Genomic DNA, 16,775 nt, shown 5'->3' with positions numbered 1-16,775 from the left:
CGGTGGCTGACCGCCCGGGACGCCACCGGCGTGGCGCAGGGACTGAAGATCCACTGCGGATACGCGGGACGGGGGGTCCGGTTCGTCCGGACCCCCCGTCCCGGCGACGTCGAGAGGATTGCCGTTCGGTCTGTCGGCGAGCAGGAGCTTGTCGCCCGGTCTGAGTTCACCGTTCCTGATCTTCGCGGCGAGGTCGTTCGCAATCCGTCGGTACCGGGGGTTCAGCTGTAGGCATGGATGACTCCGGTCGGTTCAGCGTCTCCGATCATGCCGGGCCTACACCAGCAACTCCAACAAGCTGTCGTGTCGTGACGACCAGGGGCCGACCTACACAAGCACTTTGTCCAGCCGACACCGGTGAGGGGACCCGGTGAGGGGCGGTGGCGATGGCGGGGGGCGACACAGCGGCACCCGGGCCGGTGGGGACCACGCCCACCAGGGGTACGTGCGCCGTCCCGACCGGGCCGGGGATTGTTACAGCCGGCCACCTCGTCATGATGACTTGTGTGTTTCCGCCACATAGCCCGTGGGTGACGTCACTTCTAGCGTGAGCCGACACATGCTTCCTGTCCTCACCTGGAGTCGCGATGACGGTCCGGCACACGCGGCGGGCGTTCCTCTCCGCCGCCACGATGATGGCTGCGGCGCTCGCCGCCACGGCCTGCGGCAGCCCGCAGGACACCGCCTCCGGCGGCGGTGACAGCTCCGCCCCGGTCAAGGTCGGCCTGGTCTACTCCCAGTCGGGTCCCCTGGCCAGCTACGGCAAGCAGTACATCGAAGGGTTCAAGGCCGGCCTCGACCACGCCACCGGCGGCACCGGCAAGGTCGGTGACCGGAAGATCGAGGTGACCGAGGTCGACGACGCCGGTGACCCGGCCAAGGCGGTCTCCGCCGCCAAGGACCTGATCGGCAAGGGCACGAAGATCATCGCCGGCTCCACGGCCTCCGGGGTGGCGCTCCAGGTCGCCCCGATCGCCGCGCAGAACAAGGTCCTCTTCATCTCCGGGCCGGCCGCCACCGACGCGGTGACCGGCGCGAACAAGTACACGTTCCGCTCCGGACGGCAGTCGTACCAGGACGTGGTGACCGCCAAGTCGTTCATCGGCGACCCGGCCGGCAAGAAGGTCGTCGTCTTCGCCCAGGACGGCGCGTTCGGCGACGCCAACGAGGCCGCCGTCAAGGCCGTCATCGGCGGCGCGGGCGCCACGGTGAGCAGCGTCCGGGCCCCGGCGAGCGCGACCGAGTTCACCCCGTTCGCCAGCCAGATCAAGGCCGCCAAGCCGGACCTGCTCTTCGTCGCCTGGGCCGGCACCACCGCCCCGGCCATGTGGCAGACCCTCGACCAGCAGGGCGTCCTCACCTCCACCACGGTCGTGACCGGGCTGGACATCCGGGCCTCCTGGCCCACCTTCGGCGCCGCCGGCAGCAAGATCTCCTTCCTGTCGCACTACTTCGACGGGGCCAGCGACACCGAGGCCGCGAAGGCGCTCAAGGGCAAGGTGAACACCATCGACCTGTTCCACCCCGACGGCTTCGCCGCCGCGCAGATGGTCGTACGGGCCGCGCAGGAGGGTGGCGACGACGTCGACAAGATGGTCACCGCGCTCGAAGGCTGGACGTTCGACGGGGTGAAGGGCAAGATGACCATCCGCGCCGAGGACCACGCCCTGCTCCAGCCGATGTACCAGGCCAAGCTCTCCGGCAGCGGCACCGCCTTCACGGCCGCCGCCCAGAAGACCCTGACCGGTGACGAGACCGCTCCGCCGGTCACCGGAATGAAGGGCTGAGAATGCTCGCCACCCGCGGTCTGACCTGGCGGATCGGTGAGGTCGCCATCGTCGACAACGTCTACCTCGATCTCGCGCCCGGGGAGTTCCTCGGCGTGATCGGGCCCAACGGCGCCGGCAAGACCTCCCTGTTCAACCTGATCACCGGCCTGCGCCGGCCCACCGAGGGCCGGGTCGTGCTGGACTCCGAGGACGTCACCGCCCTCCCGCCGCACCGGCGGGCCCGCCTCGGACTGGGACGCACCTTCCAGGCGTCCTCGGTCTTCGGCTCGCTCACCGTGCGGGAGAACGTCCGGCTCGCGGTGCAGGCCCACCGCGGGGGCTCGATGAAACTGTGGCGGCGGGCGGCGGCCGACCGGGAGGTGGCCGCCGCCGCCGACGCGGCGCTCGACCGGGTCGGTCTCCACCACCGGGGTACGGCGCTCGCCGGCACCCTCGCCCACGGCGAGAAGCGCAAGCTGGAGATCGCCCTGCTGCTGGCCGGGGAACCCCGGGTGATGCTGCTGGACGAGCCGATGGCCGGGGTCAGCGCCGAGGACGTGCCCGAGCTGGTCGACGTGATCAGGTCGCTCACCGGCGACAGCGGCCGGTCGGTGCTGATGGTCGAGCACCACATGGACGTGATCCTGGAGCTGGCCGACCGGATCGCCGTGATGCACCACGGCGCGCTGCTGGCCTGCGACACCCCGGACACGGTGATGGCGAACGCCACCGTGCAGGAGGCGTACCTGGGGGAGTCGCTGTGAGCGAACCGGTCCTGAGCGTCGAGAACCTGTCGGTGCGGATCGCCGGGCTGCACATCCTCCAGGGGGTGTCGTTCACCGTCGCCCCGACCGGGGTGACCGTGCTGCTCGGGCGCAACGGCGTCGGCAAGACCACCACGCTGCGCGCGATCGTCGGCCTGACCCCCCGCAACGGCGAGGTGCGCGGCACCGTCCGGATGGGCGCGCAGAGCCTGCTCGCCCGCCCCACCCACCGGCTGGTCCGCGGCGGGCTCGGCTACGTGCCGGAGGACCGCTGCGTGTTCGCCGGCCTCACCGTCGCGGAGAACCTGCGGCTCGCCGAGCGGCGCGGCAGCACCCCCGCGTACGACAAGGTCTATGCGCTCTTCCCGGAGCTGGACCGGCGCGGACGGCAACGGGCCGGCTCGCTCTCCGGCGGGCAGCAGCAGATGCTGGCGATCGGCCGGGTGCTGCTCAACGACAACCGGCTGCTGCTGGTCGACGAGCCGACCAAGGGGCTGGCGCCCAAGGTGGTCACCGAGGTGGCCGAGGTGCTGGAGCGGGTCGCCGAGTCGGTGCCGGTGCTGCTGGTCGAGCAGAACCTGGCCGTGGTGCGGCGGCTCGCGCGTGACGCCGTGGTGCTCGCCGCCGGCCAGGTGGCCTGGACCGGCGACGCCAGGGAGCTGCTGCTGGAGACGGCGCTGACGAAGTCGCTGCTCGGGGTCGGCTCCGGCGGCGGGCACGAGACCGCTCCGGCGGCGCGGAAGGACGGAAGCTGATGGGCACGGTGATCCTGCTGACGCTGACCGGGCTGGGCCTGGCGGCGCTGTACTTCCTGGTCGCCTCCGGGCTCTCCCTCGTCTTCGGCCTGGCCGACGTGCTCAACTTCGCCCACGGGCTCTTCCTCGGTGTCGGCGCGTACGCGACCTGGTGGGCCGCGCAGAACCTGCCCGGCGCCGGCCCGGACGGCCTCGGCTTCGTGCTCGCGGTGCTGTTCGGGGTGGCGGCCGGCACGCTGGTCGCGGTGCTGGTGGAGCTGGTGCTGATCCGGCCGCTCTACTCGCGCACCATCGAACAGGTGCTGGTCACCGTCGGCCTGTCGCTGGCCGGGGTGGCGCTGCTCCAGGCCACCTGGGGCGCGGACGCCCGGCCGTTCCCGCGCCCGGAGTGGACCCGGCAGGTGACCTCGGTGCTCGGCGCGAACGTGCCCAACGGTGGGCTGCTGCTGATCGTCGCCGCGGTGGCGGTGCTCGGCGCGCTGCTCGCCTTCCTCCGCTGGACCCGCTACGGCCTGGTGATCCGCGCCGGGGTGGAGAACCGGGAGATGGTCACCGCGCTCGGCATCGACGTGCGCAAGGCGTTCACCCTGGTCTTCGCCATCGGCGGGGCGGCGGCGGCGCTGGCCGGCGCGCTCGGCGGCGTCTACTTCGGCACCGTCTCGCCCGGGCAGGGCGGCTCGCTGCTGATCTTCGCGTTCATCGTGGTGGTGATCGGCGGGATGGGCTCGGTGGTCGGGTCCGCGTACGCGGCGGTCGTGGTGGGGCTGCTGCAACAGTTCGTCAACTACTACGGCGTCTCCGGGCTGGGCGACATCTGCGTGGTCGGCCTGCTCGCCGTGGTGCTGCTGCTGCGGCCCCAGGGCCTGGCCGGAAAGGTGGCTCACGCATGACCGACCAGATGGTCGACGCACCCCCGGCCGCGGTGCCGGCGGAACTGACCCCCGGCCACTCGCGCTGGCACGGGCTGCGGCCGTGGCTGCCGCTGGCGGCGCTGGCGGTGGCGGCGATCGTGCCGTACTCGACGCTCGCCCTGCCCGGGATCTTCGAGGGGCCGCTGAACTCGCCGGGCACCCTGCAACTGCTCGCCGTCTGCCTGGTCTTCGGCGGTCTCGCCGCCGGGTACGACCTGCTGTTCGGCCGCACCGGCATGCTCTCCTTCGGGCACGCGCTCTACTTCGCCGCCGGGGTGTACGGCACCGACATCCTGGTCACCCGGGCCGGGCTGCCGCTGTGGCAGGCGGCGCTCTTCGCCGTCGTCGGGGCGACCACCCTCGCGGCGCTGCTCGGGGCGGTCGCGCTGCGTACGGTGGGCATCGCCTTCGCCATGGTGACGCTCGCCTTCGCCCAGGTCGGGGCGATCCTGGTGGCCCGCAACTTCGGCGGCTGGACCGGCGGCGAGGAAGGACTGCCGCTGGACGTGTCCGGCCTGCCGCCGGCCCTGGTCGGGGTCACCAACACGGTCAACCTGTACTGGCTGGCGCTGGCGTACCTGGCGCTCGTGGTGTTCGTGGTGCACCGGGTCTCCGGCTCGCCGACCGGGCGGGTGCTGGCCGGGCTGCGTGACGACGAGCGGCGGGTCGGCGTCCTCGGGCTCGACCCGTACCGGTTCAAGCTGGTGGCGTTCACCCTGGCCGGCGGCCTGGCGAGCGCCGGGGGAGTGGTGTACTGCCTGATCGTCGGTGGTGCGAGCCCGCACGTGACCTCGTCCGAGCTGACCCTGTCGCTGCTGGTGATGGTGGTGCTCGGCGGGCCCGGCACCCGGTGGGGCCCGGTGCTCGGCGGCGTCCTCTACATGTACCTGGACCACCGGCTCACCGCCTTCGGGACCAGCGACGCGGTCGACGCCCTGCCCGCCGTGCTGAGCGCCCCGCTCAGCCAACCCCTGTTCGTCCTCGGCACCGTCTTCATCCTGGCCGTCTACTTCTTCCCCGGCGGCCTGGCCAGCCTCACCACCCGTCTCCGCCCCCTCCTCACCGCCCTCCGCCCACCCCGCTGACCCGCCGCCCCGCCCGCTCCACCCTGTCGATCGTGACGTTGTCGCCGTGACACGCCGTGTCCGCTGGCGATAACTTCACGATCGACCGAGTGGGATCGTGGAGGGAGCGGGGCATGGGGGAGCGGCTGGCCGTGGTGAGCGGAGGCGGGACCGGGATCGGAGCGGCCATCGCGCGAGGGCTGGTCACCGACGGGTTCGACGTGCTGGTGGTGGGGCGGCGGGTCGAGCCGCTGCGGGCGACCGCCGAGCGGATCCGCGCCGAGGCGGGCCGACAGGACGCCGTCACCGTCGTCACCGCCGACCTGACCGACCCGGAGCAGACGACCGGGGTGGTCGAGGCGGTCGGCGGACGGCCCGTCGACGTGGTGGTGAACAACGCCGGGGGTTACCTCGGCGGGGACACGTCCAGCCTGGACGGGGTGGCCGCGCACTGGCGGGCCAACCTGGACGCGAACGTGCTCACCGCCGTGCTGCTCACCGAGGCGCTGCGACCGGCCCTGCGCCGGCCGGGCGGCCGGGTGCTCCTGATCAGCTCGATCGCCGCCCAGCGGGGCGGCGGCGGGGCCTACTCGGCGGCGAAGGCGGCGCTGCACGGCTGGGCGTACGACCTGGCCACCCAGCTTGGCCCGGAGCAGATCACGGTCAACGTGGTCAGTCCCGGTTACGTCGCCGACACCGAGTTCTTCGGCGACCGGATGACCCCGGAAGGGCACGCCAAGCGGGTCGCCGCGACCCTCGTCGGCCGGGCCGGGGAGCCGGACGACATCGCCGCGGCGGTCCGCTACCTGGCCGGCCCGTCCGCCGGATACGTCACCGGCCAGGTGCTCGGCGTCAACGGCGGGTCCGTCCTCGGCCGCTGACTCCCGTTGATCCACCCGCGCCCGCGCCGTGTCCCTCGGCGAACTCGGCGGCGTCGTTTCCTGGGCTGTTCGCCGGGCGGGCAGCGGGTTCCCGCGAGGGACCACCCCAGGAGCGGGTGGAGCGGCCGGCGTGGCACCCCGACTTTCGTCAGGGGTCGGTCGCGACGATCGCCGGCGGCTTCGCCAGGCGTCGATCCATAGGTTCGACCCATGCGGAAACCTCTCTTGGCGGTCCTCGCCCTGTCGCTGGTCGTCGCCGGTCCCGGCCCTGCGTGGGGCGGGGAGCCGGCGAAGGCGCTCACGCCTGCCGCCATCGACGAATACCTACGGGAGGCGCTGGACTCGACCGGACTGCCGGGGATGTCCGTGGTGGTGACCCACGGCGACCGGATCGTCCACACGGCCGGGCTCGGACATGACGCGTCGGGCCGGCCCGTCACCGCCGACACGCCGATGCGGGTGGCGTCGGTGAGCAAGTCGTTCACGGCGGCCGCGGTCATGACCCTCGTGGACGACGGCCGGGTGGCGCTGGACCAGCCGGTCGCCACGTACCTGCCGGAGTTCCGGATGGCCGATCGGCGCGCCGGCCGGATCACCGTGCGGCAGTTGCTGAACCAGACCTCGGGCCTGTCGGACCGGACGGTCGACATCGGCGCGACACAGCGCGCGACCACCTTCGCCGGCTACCTGGCCGCACTGCGGGACGGCAGTCTGGCCGGTGAACCCGGAAGCCGCTGGGAGTACTGCAACGTCAACTACGACGTCGCCGCCCGGTTGGTCGAGGTCGTCGACGGCCGCGACTTCGCCGACGCTGTGCGGGACCGGGTCTTCGCGCGGCTCGGCATGGGCGCCAGCGCCGTCGGTGACCGGGTGGTGCGACCGTCGGACGGGTTCATCTCCGTCTACGGCGCCTGGGTGCCCCGAACCGAGCTGCCGCGGTTCCGCGGCGGTGGTTCCGGCGGGGTCGTCACCACCGCGTCCGACATGGGTCGCTGGTTGATCAGTCAGGCCGGCCACGGGCCGTCGATGGTGACGCCGGGCAGTCTGGCGGTACTCCACGAGCCGTCGCCGGGCACGGACTACGCCATGGGTTGGGGCGTGGAGGTGGAAGGGAGCCGCAAGCTGCTGGTGCACTCGGGCAACCTGTTCACGTACACGGCCGTCCAGGCGGTGGACCCGGCCACCGGCTTCGGCTTCGCGGTCCTGACCAACAGCGCCTCGCTGCACGACGACACGTACGACATCCTGCTCGGACTGGTCGCCCTCAGCGACGGCCGCCGGCCGGCCGCACCGGGCGGGGGACGGCAGATGACGGAGCTGGTCCTCGCGCTCACCGCCCTGGTCGCCCTCGGACTCGGAATCCGTGGAGTGCTCCGATCCGGCCGCTGGGCACGCCGACGTGCCGGGCGGACGTGGTGGTGGACGGCGTTTCGGCTGGTCGGGGTGCTGGTGCCAGCGGTGGTGCTGGCCACGTACCCGCAATGGGCGTCGTTCCTGATGAACGGCCGGGCCGTCACGTGGGCGCAGATGACCTACTTTCCCGCGCCGCTCACGATCACGCTCGCCGTCGCGGCGGCGGCGGGGCTGGCGACCGCCGTGGCGCGGCTGACCCGACTGCGGTCGGCAGGGCCGACCGGGTGAGAAACGGCCTGTCGTCGGTGCCCATCGCCGGGTCGGCGGTCCTCGACGGCCGGCACGCGGACCGGATCGCGGCCTGGCGGCAGGCCCTGGCCCGCACCGCCCATCGTGCGTGACGTCCCCGTGCCCGGCGTGCTCCGCCGGGACACGACGAGGGGAGGGGCGCGGCCCCCCGTGTGGCCGCGCCCCTCCGCACTCCTGCCTCAGCCGGCCAGCAGCTCGTACGCCACCTTCGGCGCCGCCTGCGCGGCGGTGCCGGTGGGGACGTCCACCTTCGGCGCGGTGCCGTAGTCGCGGTACTCGACCAGGTACGGGTACGCCTTGCGCTTGCCCGCCGCCGGCACCTGGAGGGTGAGCCGGCTCAGGTTGCCGTCCGCGCCGACCTCGGCGGTGAACGGGACCGCCTTCGCGGCGTCGCCGAGCGCGGTGACCTCCTCGGCCTCCAGCGCCTTCGCCGCTTCGCCCGAGGTCAGGTCGATCGTGCCGGCGTACTTCCCGGCGCCCTGCTCCTCGACGCGGGTCGCCGCCTCGATCAGCGGGCCGGCGTTGCCGATGTCCACGCCTTCCCACACCGGCGCGCTCCCGGGGTCGGTGAGCCTGGCGCGGTCCAGCTTCAGCCAGCGGTTCGGCAGCTTCGGCAGGCCGGTGAGCCCTTCGGTACCGGTGAACCGCACCTTCATCCAGATGTCCTCGGCGACGACCCGGAACGACATCCGCATGGTGAAGCCCAGCTCGGGGTCCTTGTGCGCGAGGGAGAGCTCCATCCCCTTCGCGGTCGGGTCCACCAGCCCGGTGACGTCGCCGGTGGACGACCTGCCGTTGAAGCGGAAGGTCCCCTCCGTGCTGTCCGGGACGGCGGCGAGCAGCGCCTGCTTCGGCGTCGGCGCGGTGCTCGTCGCGGGCGCGGCGGCCGGGCCGGACGCCGCCGGCTCGCATCCGGCGACCAGGGCGGTCGCGGCCACGGCGGCGGCGGTGACGACCCGACGGAAGAGCCCGGCGGTACGGGTGCGCTGTGTCATCGCAGATCTCTCTCTCGCATGTTCGGCGGTTGCCGGAGACGATGCTGCGGGCCGCCACTGCGGGATCGCTGCCGTTATGCTGCCGTCCGACTGCCGTGCGGACGCCGCCGGCGGGAGCGGGGGTGTCAGGAACGGGAAATCGCATGTCAGGAACGCTGCGCTTCGAGATCCTCGGTCCTCAGCGGGCCTGGCACGACGACCGCGAGATCGACACCGGCCCCGGAAAGCAACGCGCCGTGCTGGCCGTCCTGCTGCTCTCGGCAGGCCGCCCGGTGCCCACCGGGCAGATCGTGGACGCGGTCTGGCCGGACGATCCACCGGCCAACGGTCCCAACGTGGTGCAGAAGTACGTCGCCGGGCTGCGCCGGGTGCTGGAGCCGGAGCGTTCCCCGCGTACGCCGGGGCAGGTGGTGACCCTGACCGAGGCGGGCTACCTGCTACGGGTCCCGCCGGAGGCGGTGGACGCCGTCCGGTTCGAACGGTCGGTGCGCCGGGCGCAGCAGTCCCGGGCGCAGCGGCGGGTCGCCGAGGCGGTGACCGAGCTGCGGTCGGCCCTCGACCTGTGGCGCGGCGAGCCGCTGCCCGGCCTGCCCGGCCCGTTCTTCGACTCCGCGCGGCACCGCCTGGCCGAGCTGCGCGCCGCCGCCCTGGAGACCCGCGTCGAGTGGGAGCTGGAGCTGGGCCGGCACCGGGAGCTGACCGGTGAGCTGGTGGAACTGGTGGCCGGCTTCCCGCTGCGGGAGCGGCTGCGCCACCAGCTCATGCTGGCCCTCTACCGCAGCGGCCGGCAGGCCGAGGCGCTGGCCGCGTACCGGGAGATCGGTGAGCTGCTGCGCGAGGAGTACGGCATCGAGCCGGGCAACGCGCTCCAGGAGTTGCACGGGCGCATCCTGCGCTCCGACCCGACCCTGATCCCGCCGGCACCACCCGCTCCGGTCGATCCGGCCGATCCGGCGGCTCCTGCCCCGGCGGTCGCGGCTGACCCGGCGGGTCCAGCTCCGGCGGTCGTGGCTGACCCGGCGTATCCGGCCCCGACATCGGCCCCAGTCCCGACAGCCCCGCCACCTGCGCACCCGCCATCGCCCGCCACACCGACGGCAGCCGCTCCGCCGCCGGCTGCCGCCTTGCCGCCGGCTGCCGCTCCGTCGCCGGCTGCCGCCCCGGGGACGACTGCCGCCCCGGGGACGACTGCCGCTCCGCCGCCGCGCGGTCCGGTGCCCGTCCCGGTGGAGGCGTCACGCGGTCCGATGCCCGTTCCGGCCGTGGCCCCGTCGTTGCCCACCGCGGCGACGGCGAACGGGCCGTCCGTCCCGACGGGCTGGCCGGCGGCCCCCGGCGTACCCGGGTTGCCGGTCCCTCCGGTGCTGCCGGTGCTGCCGGCGGGGCCGGTCGCCGGGGCGGTCTGGCACGCCCCGCGCTGGCTGAGCGTGACGGCGACGGTCCTGGCCACGGCGATGGTGCTGCTGTCGTTCGGCGCCGTCACCTGGGCGGTCGTCCTCGGGTACGCGGCCTGGCGGCGCAGCTGGCGGCTCGCCCTGGCGGGGCTGGGCTACCTGGCGCTGGTCGGAAGCCTCTTCTACCTCGCCCTGACTAGCGACCCCGACGCCGAGCCCCCGGACGGGGAACTCCTCTACGTCCTCAGCGTGCTCGCGGTGTGCTGGTGCGTGGGGACGGTGCACGTCGTGCTGCTGAGCCGGGGTTTCCGGGGCGCGGTGCGCCGGGTCCTCGGGGTGGCGGACCGGCGGGGCGACGACGAGCGGCGGGTACGCCGTGAGCAGGCCCGGTACCTCCTGCACCACCACCCGGCAGCCCGGCACGAGCTGCGGATCGGGCGTCCCGACCTGCCCCGCGTCTTCGACGACGGCGGGCTCGTCGACGTCAACGCGGTGAGCGACCAGGTGCTCGCCGGGCTCCCCGGCCTCACCCCCGACCAGTGCCGGCACATCGTCACCGACCGGTTGCTGCGTGGCCCGTACTCGTCGGTGGAGGAACTGGCCGGGCGCTGCCTGCTGCCGCCGGCCGTGACGGAGCACCTGCGCGACGTCCTCGTCTTCCTGCCACCTCCCGGGCCGCCCCCGACCGCCGCCTGAGCGACGGCGGCCCGGCGGCCCGGGCCTGCGCGACGGCGGCCGAGGACCGCCCCTGGCGTGAGCGACGGCCGCCCGGCGACCGCCCCCGGCCCGAGTGACGGCGGTCGGGCGAGCGCCCCCGACCTGACGATGACGGTCAGGGCGACGACCGTCAGGGGGACGGCTCGACGATCCGGAACTTCATCAGCAGCTCCTGCGGCAGCACGACGCCCGTCACCGAGTGGGTCAGCTGCTCGACGATGTCGAGGTGGTCCTGCTGGCCCAGCGGGATCCCGACGAACCCCGCGAACTCGGGCAGGTGCTCGACCACGTAGGCCGCGCCGGCGCTGAGCTTGTTGCCCATCAGCCGCTTCGACGTGCTCATCAGGTTCTTCAGGAACTCGTCGATGCCGAACAGCACGATGCGCTTGTCGGCGTCCTCGACGGTCTCGAAGAACCGGTTGAACCCGTACGTCGAGCGGGTGGCCAGGAACTGGACGATCTGCGCGCCCGCCGCCGTCAGCTGCGGGTCGGGGGAGTCGGGGAGCCAGTACTCGCTCGCGCTCTTGGCGGTGTGCAGCGCCTCCAGGGTGACCATGCTGGACCAGTCGCAGTCGGCGCTGCCGAGGATCACCGCCGTCCGCATGCCCTTGTCCCGGCAGGGGGCGAGCACCGCCCGGACCGCCTCCGCCGTCACCTGCACCCGGGCCCGCAGGTACGCGAGCAGCCGCATCGCCTCCGCGGTGAGCTGCTGCGACTCGCCGGAGACGATCCGCCGGGCCAGCGCGAGGGAGACCAGCGCGTCGGCGTTGCGGTGGTCGATCCACGACTGCGGGGTGTCCACGTACGCGGTGCCGTCGTCCTCCACCCGCAACGCCAGCCGCAGGATGCTGTCGTCGCCGATGAACGCGTCCTTCGACTCCCGGAACCCCTTCAGTCGCATCGCCTCCATGCAGTACGCGCAGAAGCAGTGGGCGCTCAGCCCGGCGTACGAGTCGGACCCCGAGTTCGGATACGCGTCGGTGAGGTCGAGCACGACGCCGTCGACGCCGTGCTCCAGGATTTCGGAGATCATCTGGTGCAGAATGCGCTGCACCGTCGGATGGGTGATGCAGACCTGGGCGAATTCCTGGTCGTACTGGTTCTTCTGCCAGATCGCGGAATTGTCGAGGAACTGCCCGTCGACGATGATGTTCGCCCAGATCGCCCCCTCCTCGCCGAGGAGGTCGCGGGCCTGGCGTACCCAGTCGGGCAGGAGTTCGTGGCCGCGCAGGGCCGGTGGGATCGGGTGGACCTCGGACTCGAAGGAGGGACCGAAGGTCCCCACGGCGGGGAGCACGATCTCGGTGGCGGACCGGCGGACGAAGTCGGGGAACCGGCCGAGCCAGTACTCCACCGGCTTGAGCCGCAGCATCTCGGCGGAGGGGATGTGGGCGATGGCTCGCTTCATCGGGGAACCTCCCGGGGGTGGACGGGACTCACGGAACGCGGCGCAACTGCTGGACGAACTCGTCGACCGAGTCGTCCGGGGAGTGACGGTCGATGAACCGGGTCAGCAGTTGGCGCGCCTGGTCGGGCGCGTCCCGCTGCTCGTGCCGGATGCGGACCACCCCGGGGGTGGGGTGCGGACCGCCGCCCCGTCGGAGGTGGTCGGGCCCCTCCAGCAGGACGCGGAACGTCACCGCGAGGGCGTAGACGTCGGCGGCCGGGGAGACGGCGGAGATGTCCTGGCGTACCTCGGGGGGTTGGAAGAGGGCCCGCCCACCCTTGAGCAGGCTGCCGGAGCCGATCGAGACGAGGCGGCTCTCCAGGATCTTGAGCAGGCCGAAGTCGGCGAGCTTGTAGGTGTGGTCGCCCTCCGACCGCACGACGTTCCAGGGCGCGACGTCGCTGTGCACGATGCCGTTGGCGTGCGCCACGGCGAGCGCCTCGGCGACCTCGAAGAGGATCGTCTTCGTCTGCGCCAGGGAGACCGCCCCCATCAGCGGGGAGATGTCGATGTGCCCGTCCCGCCACGGCTCGATCCACGGCATCACGAAGTAGGGGACGTCGTCGGCGACGCCGAGGTCGGTCACCGGCACCACGTGCCGGCTCAGCCGGCCGAGCCGGGCCCCGACCATCGCCTCCTTGACGAAGCTGCGCTGCACGCGCGGGTCGCCGTGCAGGGCCAGGCTCTCGTTGACGGTCTTCACCGCGACTTTCTCGTCGAAGAGCAGGTCCCGGGCCGCCCAGATGGTGCCGCAGCCGCCGCGGCCGACCGGCCGGTCGTCGAGCAACTCGTAACGGAATGCGGAATTCGGGTATCCCAATGGCACCGGGTCCTCCAGGCGGTCTTTTCCGCTGACTGTTCCGGCCATTCTGTTGTCGCCCCTGCTCGACGCGCTTTCGACGATAGCCCGGCCGGGTCCCGGCGTCGAATGTCTGACCAATTGCTGTCATTGCAAGATCCCGCCGGTCGTGGATCCCCTTCCCCCGGTCGTCTATTTGGCGGCCTCTTTTCCCGTTCGCACCATTCACCGTCGCATTCACGTCCGACCGGGGACGGCGGGCGGCGCGGCGGCGCCCGGCGGACCGGTGCTGGTAGAAATGCCGGATGAGCCAGGATCGGGCAGCGGTACGGGAGCGGGCCGAGGCGGTGCTGCGCCGGCTGGCCGGCGAGCACGCCACGCTGCGCGAGGACCAGTGGCGGGCGATCGAGGCGCTGGTGGTGGACCGGCGCCGGGTGCTCTGCGTGCAGCGCACCGGGTGGGGCAAGTCGGCGGTCTACTTCGTCGCCACCGCGCTGCTGCGGGAGCGCCCCGACGCCGCCGGCCCGACGGTCATCGTGTCGCCGCTGCTGGCGCTGATGCGCAACCAGGTGGAGTCGGCGGCCCGGGCGGGCATCCGGGCCCGCACCATCAACTCCGCAAACCTCGACGAGTGGGACGAGATCACCGCCGAGATCCACGCCGGCGCGGTGGACGTGCTGCTGATCAGCCCGGAGCGGCTCAACAACCCGGACTTCCGGGACGGCGTGCTGCCGAAGCTGGCCGCCACCACCGGCCTGCTGGTGGTCGACGAGGCGCACTGCGTCTCCGACTGGGGGCACGACTTCCGGCCGGACTACCGCCGGCTGCGCACCTTCCTCGCCGGTCTGCCCGACCACACCCCGGTGCTGGCCACCACCGCCACCGCCAACGCCCGGGTCACCACCGACGTGGCCGAGCAGCTCAGCACGGGCGACGGCAGCGACGCGCTGGTGCTGCGCGGCACCCTGGACCGGGAGTCGCTGCGGCTGGCCGTCCTCGACCTGCCGAGCCCGGCGCACCGGCTGGGCTGGCTCGCCGACCACCTCGACCGGCTCCCGGGCTCGGGGATCATCTACACGCTGACCGTCGCGGCGGCGGGGGAGACCGCCGAGTTCCTGCGCTCGCGGGGCTGGTCGGTGGCCTCCTACACCGGCCAGGCCGAGGACGCCGACCGCCGCGCCGCCGAACAGGACCTGCTCGACAACAAGATCAAGGCACTGGTCGCCACCTCCGCGCTCGGCATGGGCTTCGACAAGCCGGACCTCGGCTTCGTGGTGCACCTCGGCGCGCCACCCTCGCCGATCGCGTACTACCAGCAGGTCGGTCGGGCCGGCCGGGCCGTCGAGCACGCCGAGGTGCTGCTGCTGCCCGGCGTCGAGGACGCCGCGATCTGGCGGTACTTCGCCTCGCTGGCCTTCCCGCCGGAGGAGCAGGTCCGGGCGGTGCTCGCCGCCCTGCACACCGACCGGCCGCTCTCCACCCAGGCCCTGGAACCCCTCGTCGACCTGCGCCGGGCCCGGCTGGAGCTGATGCTCAAGGTGCTCGACGTGGACGGCGCGGTGCGCCGGGTGCGCGGCGGCTGGCTCGCCACCGGCGAGCCCTGGGTCTACGACGAGGCCCGGTTGCGCCGCGTCGCCCAGGCGCGCACCGCCGAGCAGCAGGCCATGCGGGAGTACGCGGCCACCCCCGGCTGCCGGATGCGGTACCTGCGCGAGTGCCTCGACGACGCCGGGGCCACCGACTGCGGGCGCTGTGACAACTGCGCCGGTCCGCTCTTCACCCCGGAGGTCTCCGACGCCGCGCTGAGCACCGCGCAGACCTTCCTCGGCCGGCCCGGTGTCCAGGTCCCGCCGAAGAAGCTCTGGCCGACCGGGTTGGAGGCGGTGGGCGTACCCCTGAAGGGGCGGATTCCCCCGGCGGAGCAGGCGCTGCCCGGGCGGGCCGTGGGACGCCTGTCCGACCTGGGCTGGGGTGGCCGGCTGCGGGCCCTGGTCGGGCCGGACGCGGCGGACGGCCCGGTCCCCGACGACGTGGCGGCGGCGGTGGTCGACGTGCTGAAGGCGTGGGCCCACGGCGACGACCCGTGGCCGCGCCGGCCGGTCGGCGTGGTCGCCGTCGGCTCCCGCACCCACCCGGCGCTGGTCGGCTCGCTCGCCGAGCGGATCGCCGCGGTGGGCCGGCTGCCGCTGCTCGGCCAGGTCGTCCCCACCGGCCCGACCGGGGCCGGCGGGCCGCGCGGCAACAGCGCCCAGCGGGTACGCACGCTGCACGACGCCTTCGCCGTGCCGGCGGACCTGGCCGACGCCCTGGCCGGGCTGGACGGGCCGGTGCTGCTCGTCGACGACCTGGTCGACTCCGGCTGGACGATGGCCATGGTGGCCCGGCTGCTGCGCCGGACCGGCGCGCCGGACGTGCTGCCGCTCGCCCTCGCCGTGGCCGGCTGACCGTCCCCGACCCGGCCCGGTCGAACCCCGTCCGGGCGGGGGCGGGCCGTCCGCCGTCTCCGGCCGCGACGTGGCGGGCGGCCGAACCGGCGCCGGCGGGGGCGGAAAAGTTCCCGGACCGGGCGGATTGCGAGCGTCGCCACGCTCGGCGGGCGACGGCCGGTCGGCGGCCGGGCCGACGGTACCGTGGGCGCATGGCCGAGCAGCTGTCCGCCCCGGTGGCGGCCGACCCGGACGGAGGGTCGGCGACCGCCGCCCACCCCCTCGGGCCGGACCGGAGCACCCTGCGGCTGGCGCTGACCGTGGGCGGGCTGGTGCTCGCCGTCCTGCTCGGCTTCGGTCTGGGCCGGGCCAACCCGAGACCGGCCACGCCGGGCGGGACGGGTGTCGCCGCGGCGGCCACCGGGGAGCACACCCACGCCCCCGGCACCGGCGCGCACGACCACGGCGCGGGCGGGGACGCCGCGACGGCGGCCGGCGGGCTCTCGGTCACCTCGTCCGGCTACACCCTCACCCCGTCGACCGGGGACCTCGTGGCCGGCCGGGCCGGGGAGTTCCGCTTCCGGATCCACGACGACCGGCGGCGGGCGGTCACCCGGTTCGCCGTCGTGCACGACAAGCCGATGCACCTGATCGTGGTACGCCGGGACCTCACCGGCTACCAGCACCTGCACCCGACGATGGCCGCCGACGGCACCTGGTCGGTGCCGCTGACCCTGGCACAGCCCGGCGTCTGGCGGGCGTACGCGGACTTCGTCGCCGTCGCCGACGACGGGCGGCAGACACCGGTCACCCTCGGGGTGGACCTGACCGCCCCCGGCGGGTACGCGCCCCGGCCGCTGCCCGCCCCGGCGACCACCACGACGGTCGACGGGTTCACCGTCGGCTACGAGGGGGTGCCCGAGGTCGGCAAGGCGCTGCCGGTGCGCTTCCGGGTCGGGCAGGGCGCCGCGCCCGCCGTCCTGGAGCGGTACCTCGGCGCGTACGGGCACCTCGTCGCGCTGCGCGAGGGGGACCTCGGGTACCTGCACGTGCACCCGGAGCCGACGACGGCCGGCGACACGGTCACCTTCTGGGTCACCGCGCCGGGGCCGGGCCGCTACCGGATGTACCTGGACTTCCAGGTGGCCGGCGTGGTGCGTACCGCCGAGTTCACCGTGACCGTCGCCTGAG

13 protein-coding genes are annotated in these 16,775 nt (G+C 73.6%); 10 read left to right on the top strand and 3 right to left on the bottom strand.

Going from position 1 to position 16,775, the window contains the following annotated elements; all coding sequences use genetic code 11:
* Nucleotides 1-587 precede the first annotated feature (587 nt).
* The 7 genes from GA0070614_RS12990 to GA0070614_RS12960 all read left to right on the top strand — a co-directional run bounded on the left by GA0070614_RS12990 (nt 588) and on the right by GA0070614_RS12960 (nt 7,785).
* Nucleotides 588-1,787, top strand: coding sequence for a substrate-binding domain-containing protein (locus tag GA0070614_RS12990; protein WP_088976201.1), 1,200 nt, complete (start codon nt 588-590; stop codon nt 1,785-1,787).
* Nucleotides 1,788-1,789: 2 nt separating this feature from the next.
* Nucleotides 1,790-2,533 carry an ABC transporter ATP-binding protein gene (locus GA0070614_RS12985; RefSeq protein WP_088976200.1) on the top strand — a complete coding sequence of 248 codons (744 nt, stop codon included), beginning with the start codon at nt 1,790-1,792 and terminating at the stop codon, nt 2,531-2,533.
* Nucleotides 2,530-3,288 (top strand): ABC transporter ATP-binding protein, encoded by a 759-nt coding sequence (locus GA0070614_RS12980; protein WP_088976199.1) that lies wholly within the window; start codon nt 2,530-2,532, stop codon nt 3,286-3,288. Before GA0070614_RS12985 ends, GA0070614_RS12980 begins: the two co-directional genes overlap by 4 nt.
* Nucleotides 3,288-4,178 (top strand): branched-chain amino acid ABC transporter permease, encoded by an 891-nt coding sequence (locus tag GA0070614_RS12975; protein ID WP_088976198.1) that lies wholly within the window; start codon nt 3,288-3,290, stop codon nt 4,176-4,178. The genes GA0070614_RS12980 and GA0070614_RS12975 overlap by 1 nt, the downstream gene beginning before the upstream one ends.
* Nucleotides 4,175-5,284: a branched-chain amino acid ABC transporter permease gene (locus GA0070614_RS12970; RefSeq protein WP_088976197.1), complete on the top strand. Its 1,110-nt coding sequence runs from the start codon at nt 4,175-4,177 to the stop codon at nt 5,282-5,284. The genes GA0070614_RS12975 and GA0070614_RS12970 overlap by 4 nt, the downstream gene beginning before the upstream one ends.
* Before the next feature lie 113 nt (nt 5,285-5,397).
* Nucleotides 5,398-6,144 carry an SDR family NAD(P)-dependent oxidoreductase gene (locus GA0070614_RS12965; RefSeq protein WP_088976196.1) on the top strand — a complete coding sequence of 249 codons (747 nt, stop codon included), beginning with the start codon at nt 5,398-5,400 and terminating at the stop codon, nt 6,142-6,144.
* A gap of 210 nt (nt 6,145-6,354) precedes the next feature.
* On the top strand, nt 6,355-7,785 hold the full coding sequence (locus GA0070614_RS12960) for a serine hydrolase domain-containing protein (RefSeq protein WP_088976195.1): 1,431 nt from the start codon (nt 6,355-6,357) through the stop codon (nt 7,783-7,785).
* A gap of 200 nt (nt 7,786-7,985) precedes the next feature.
* Here the strand turns inward: GA0070614_RS12960 and GA0070614_RS12955 are convergent, their stop codons facing one another.
* Complete coding sequence (locus GA0070614_RS12955; protein ID WP_088976194.1) at nt 7,986-8,801, bottom strand: hypothetical protein; 816 nt, start codon at nt 8,799-8,801, stop codon at nt 7,986-7,988.
* Between the two features lie 143 nt (nt 8,802-8,944).
* On the opposite strand from GA0070614_RS12955, the gene GA0070614_RS12950 reads away from it, so the two are divergent.
* A complete protein-coding gene (locus GA0070614_RS12950) occupies nt 8,945-10,891 on the top strand; it encodes a BTAD domain-containing putative transcriptional regulator (protein WP_088976193.1) in 1,947 nt (648 codons plus the stop codon).
* A gap of 151 nt (nt 10,892-11,042) precedes the next feature.
* Here the strand turns inward: GA0070614_RS12950 and GA0070614_RS12945 are convergent, their stop codons facing one another.
* Complete coding sequence (locus GA0070614_RS12945; RefSeq protein WP_088976192.1) at nt 11,043-12,320, bottom strand: hypothetical protein; 1,278 nt, start codon at nt 12,318-12,320, stop codon at nt 11,043-11,045.
* Between the two features lie 28 nt (nt 12,321-12,348).
* Nucleotides 12,349-13,146, bottom strand: a complete 798-nt coding sequence (locus tag GA0070614_RS12940) for a serine/threonine-protein kinase (RefSeq protein WP_157744989.1) — start codon at nt 13,144-13,146, stop codon at nt 12,349-12,351.
* A gap of 317 nt (nt 13,147-13,463) precedes the next feature.
* Here GA0070614_RS12940 and GA0070614_RS12935 point away from each other — a divergent pair, with 317 nt between their 5' ends.
* Both GA0070614_RS12935 and GA0070614_RS12930 read left to right on the top strand, forming a co-directional pair.
* Nucleotides 13,464-15,602, top strand: a complete 2,139-nt coding sequence (locus GA0070614_RS12935) for a RecQ family ATP-dependent DNA helicase (RefSeq protein WP_088976190.1) — start codon at nt 13,464-13,466, stop codon at nt 15,600-15,602.
* A gap of 194 nt (nt 15,603-15,796) precedes the next feature.
* Nucleotides 15,797-16,774: a hypothetical protein gene (locus GA0070614_RS12930; protein WP_231933624.1), complete on the top strand. Its 978-nt coding sequence runs from the start codon at nt 15,797-15,799 to the stop codon at nt 16,772-16,774.
* The last annotated feature ends 1 nt before the right edge of the window (nt 16,775 follow it).

Origin of the sequence: Micromonospora coxensis, assembly GCF_900090295.1 — a bacterium.
Lineage (GTDB): Bacteria > Actinomycetota > Actinomycetes > Mycobacteriales > Micromonosporaceae > Micromonospora > Micromonospora coxensis.
This window is presented reverse-complemented; position numbering and strand designations above follow the sequence as displayed.

Bases quoted from the DNA above. Each gene is read 5' to 3' on its own strand.
- GA0070614_RS12990 (WP_088976201.1), top strand. From the start codon at position 588: ATGACGGTCCGGCACACGCGGCGGGCGTTCCTCTCCGCCGCCACGATG.
- GA0070614_RS12985 (WP_088976200.1), top strand. From the start codon at position 1,790: ATGCTCGCCACCCGCGGTCTGACCTGGCGGATCGGTGAGGTCGCCATC.
- GA0070614_RS12975 (WP_088976198.1), top strand. From the start codon at position 3,288: ATGGGCACGGTGATCCTGCTGACGCTGACCGGGCTGGGCCTGGCGGCG.
- GA0070614_RS12970 (WP_088976197.1), top strand. From the start codon at position 4,175: ATGACCGACCAGATGGTCGACGCACCCCCGGCCGCGGTGCCGGCGGAA.
- GA0070614_RS12965 (WP_088976196.1), top strand. From the start codon at position 5,398: ATGGGGGAGCGGCTGGCCGTGGTGAGCGGAGGCGGGACCGGGATCGGA.
- GA0070614_RS12960 (WP_088976195.1), top strand. From the start codon at position 6,355: ATGCGGAAACCTCTCTTGGCGGTCCTCGCCCTGTCGCTGGTCGTCGCC.
- GA0070614_RS12955 (WP_088976194.1), bottom strand. From the start codon at position 8,801: ATGACACAGCGCACCCGTACCGCCGGGCTCTTCCGTCGGGTCGTCACC.
- GA0070614_RS12950 (WP_088976193.1), top strand. From the start codon at position 8,945: ATGTCAGGAACGCTGCGCTTCGAGATCCTCGGTCCTCAGCGGGCCTGG.
- GA0070614_RS12945 (WP_088976192.1), bottom strand. From the start codon at position 12,320: ATGAAGCGAGCCATCGCCCACATCCCCTCCGCCGAGATGCTGCGGCTC.
- GA0070614_RS12935 (WP_088976190.1), top strand. From the start codon at position 13,464: ATGAGCCAGGATCGGGCAGCGGTACGGGAGCGGGCCGAGGCGGTGCTG.
- GA0070614_RS12930 (WP_231933624.1), top strand. From the start codon at position 15,797: ATGGCCGAGCAGCTGTCCGCCCCGGTGGCGGCCGACCCGGACGGAGGG.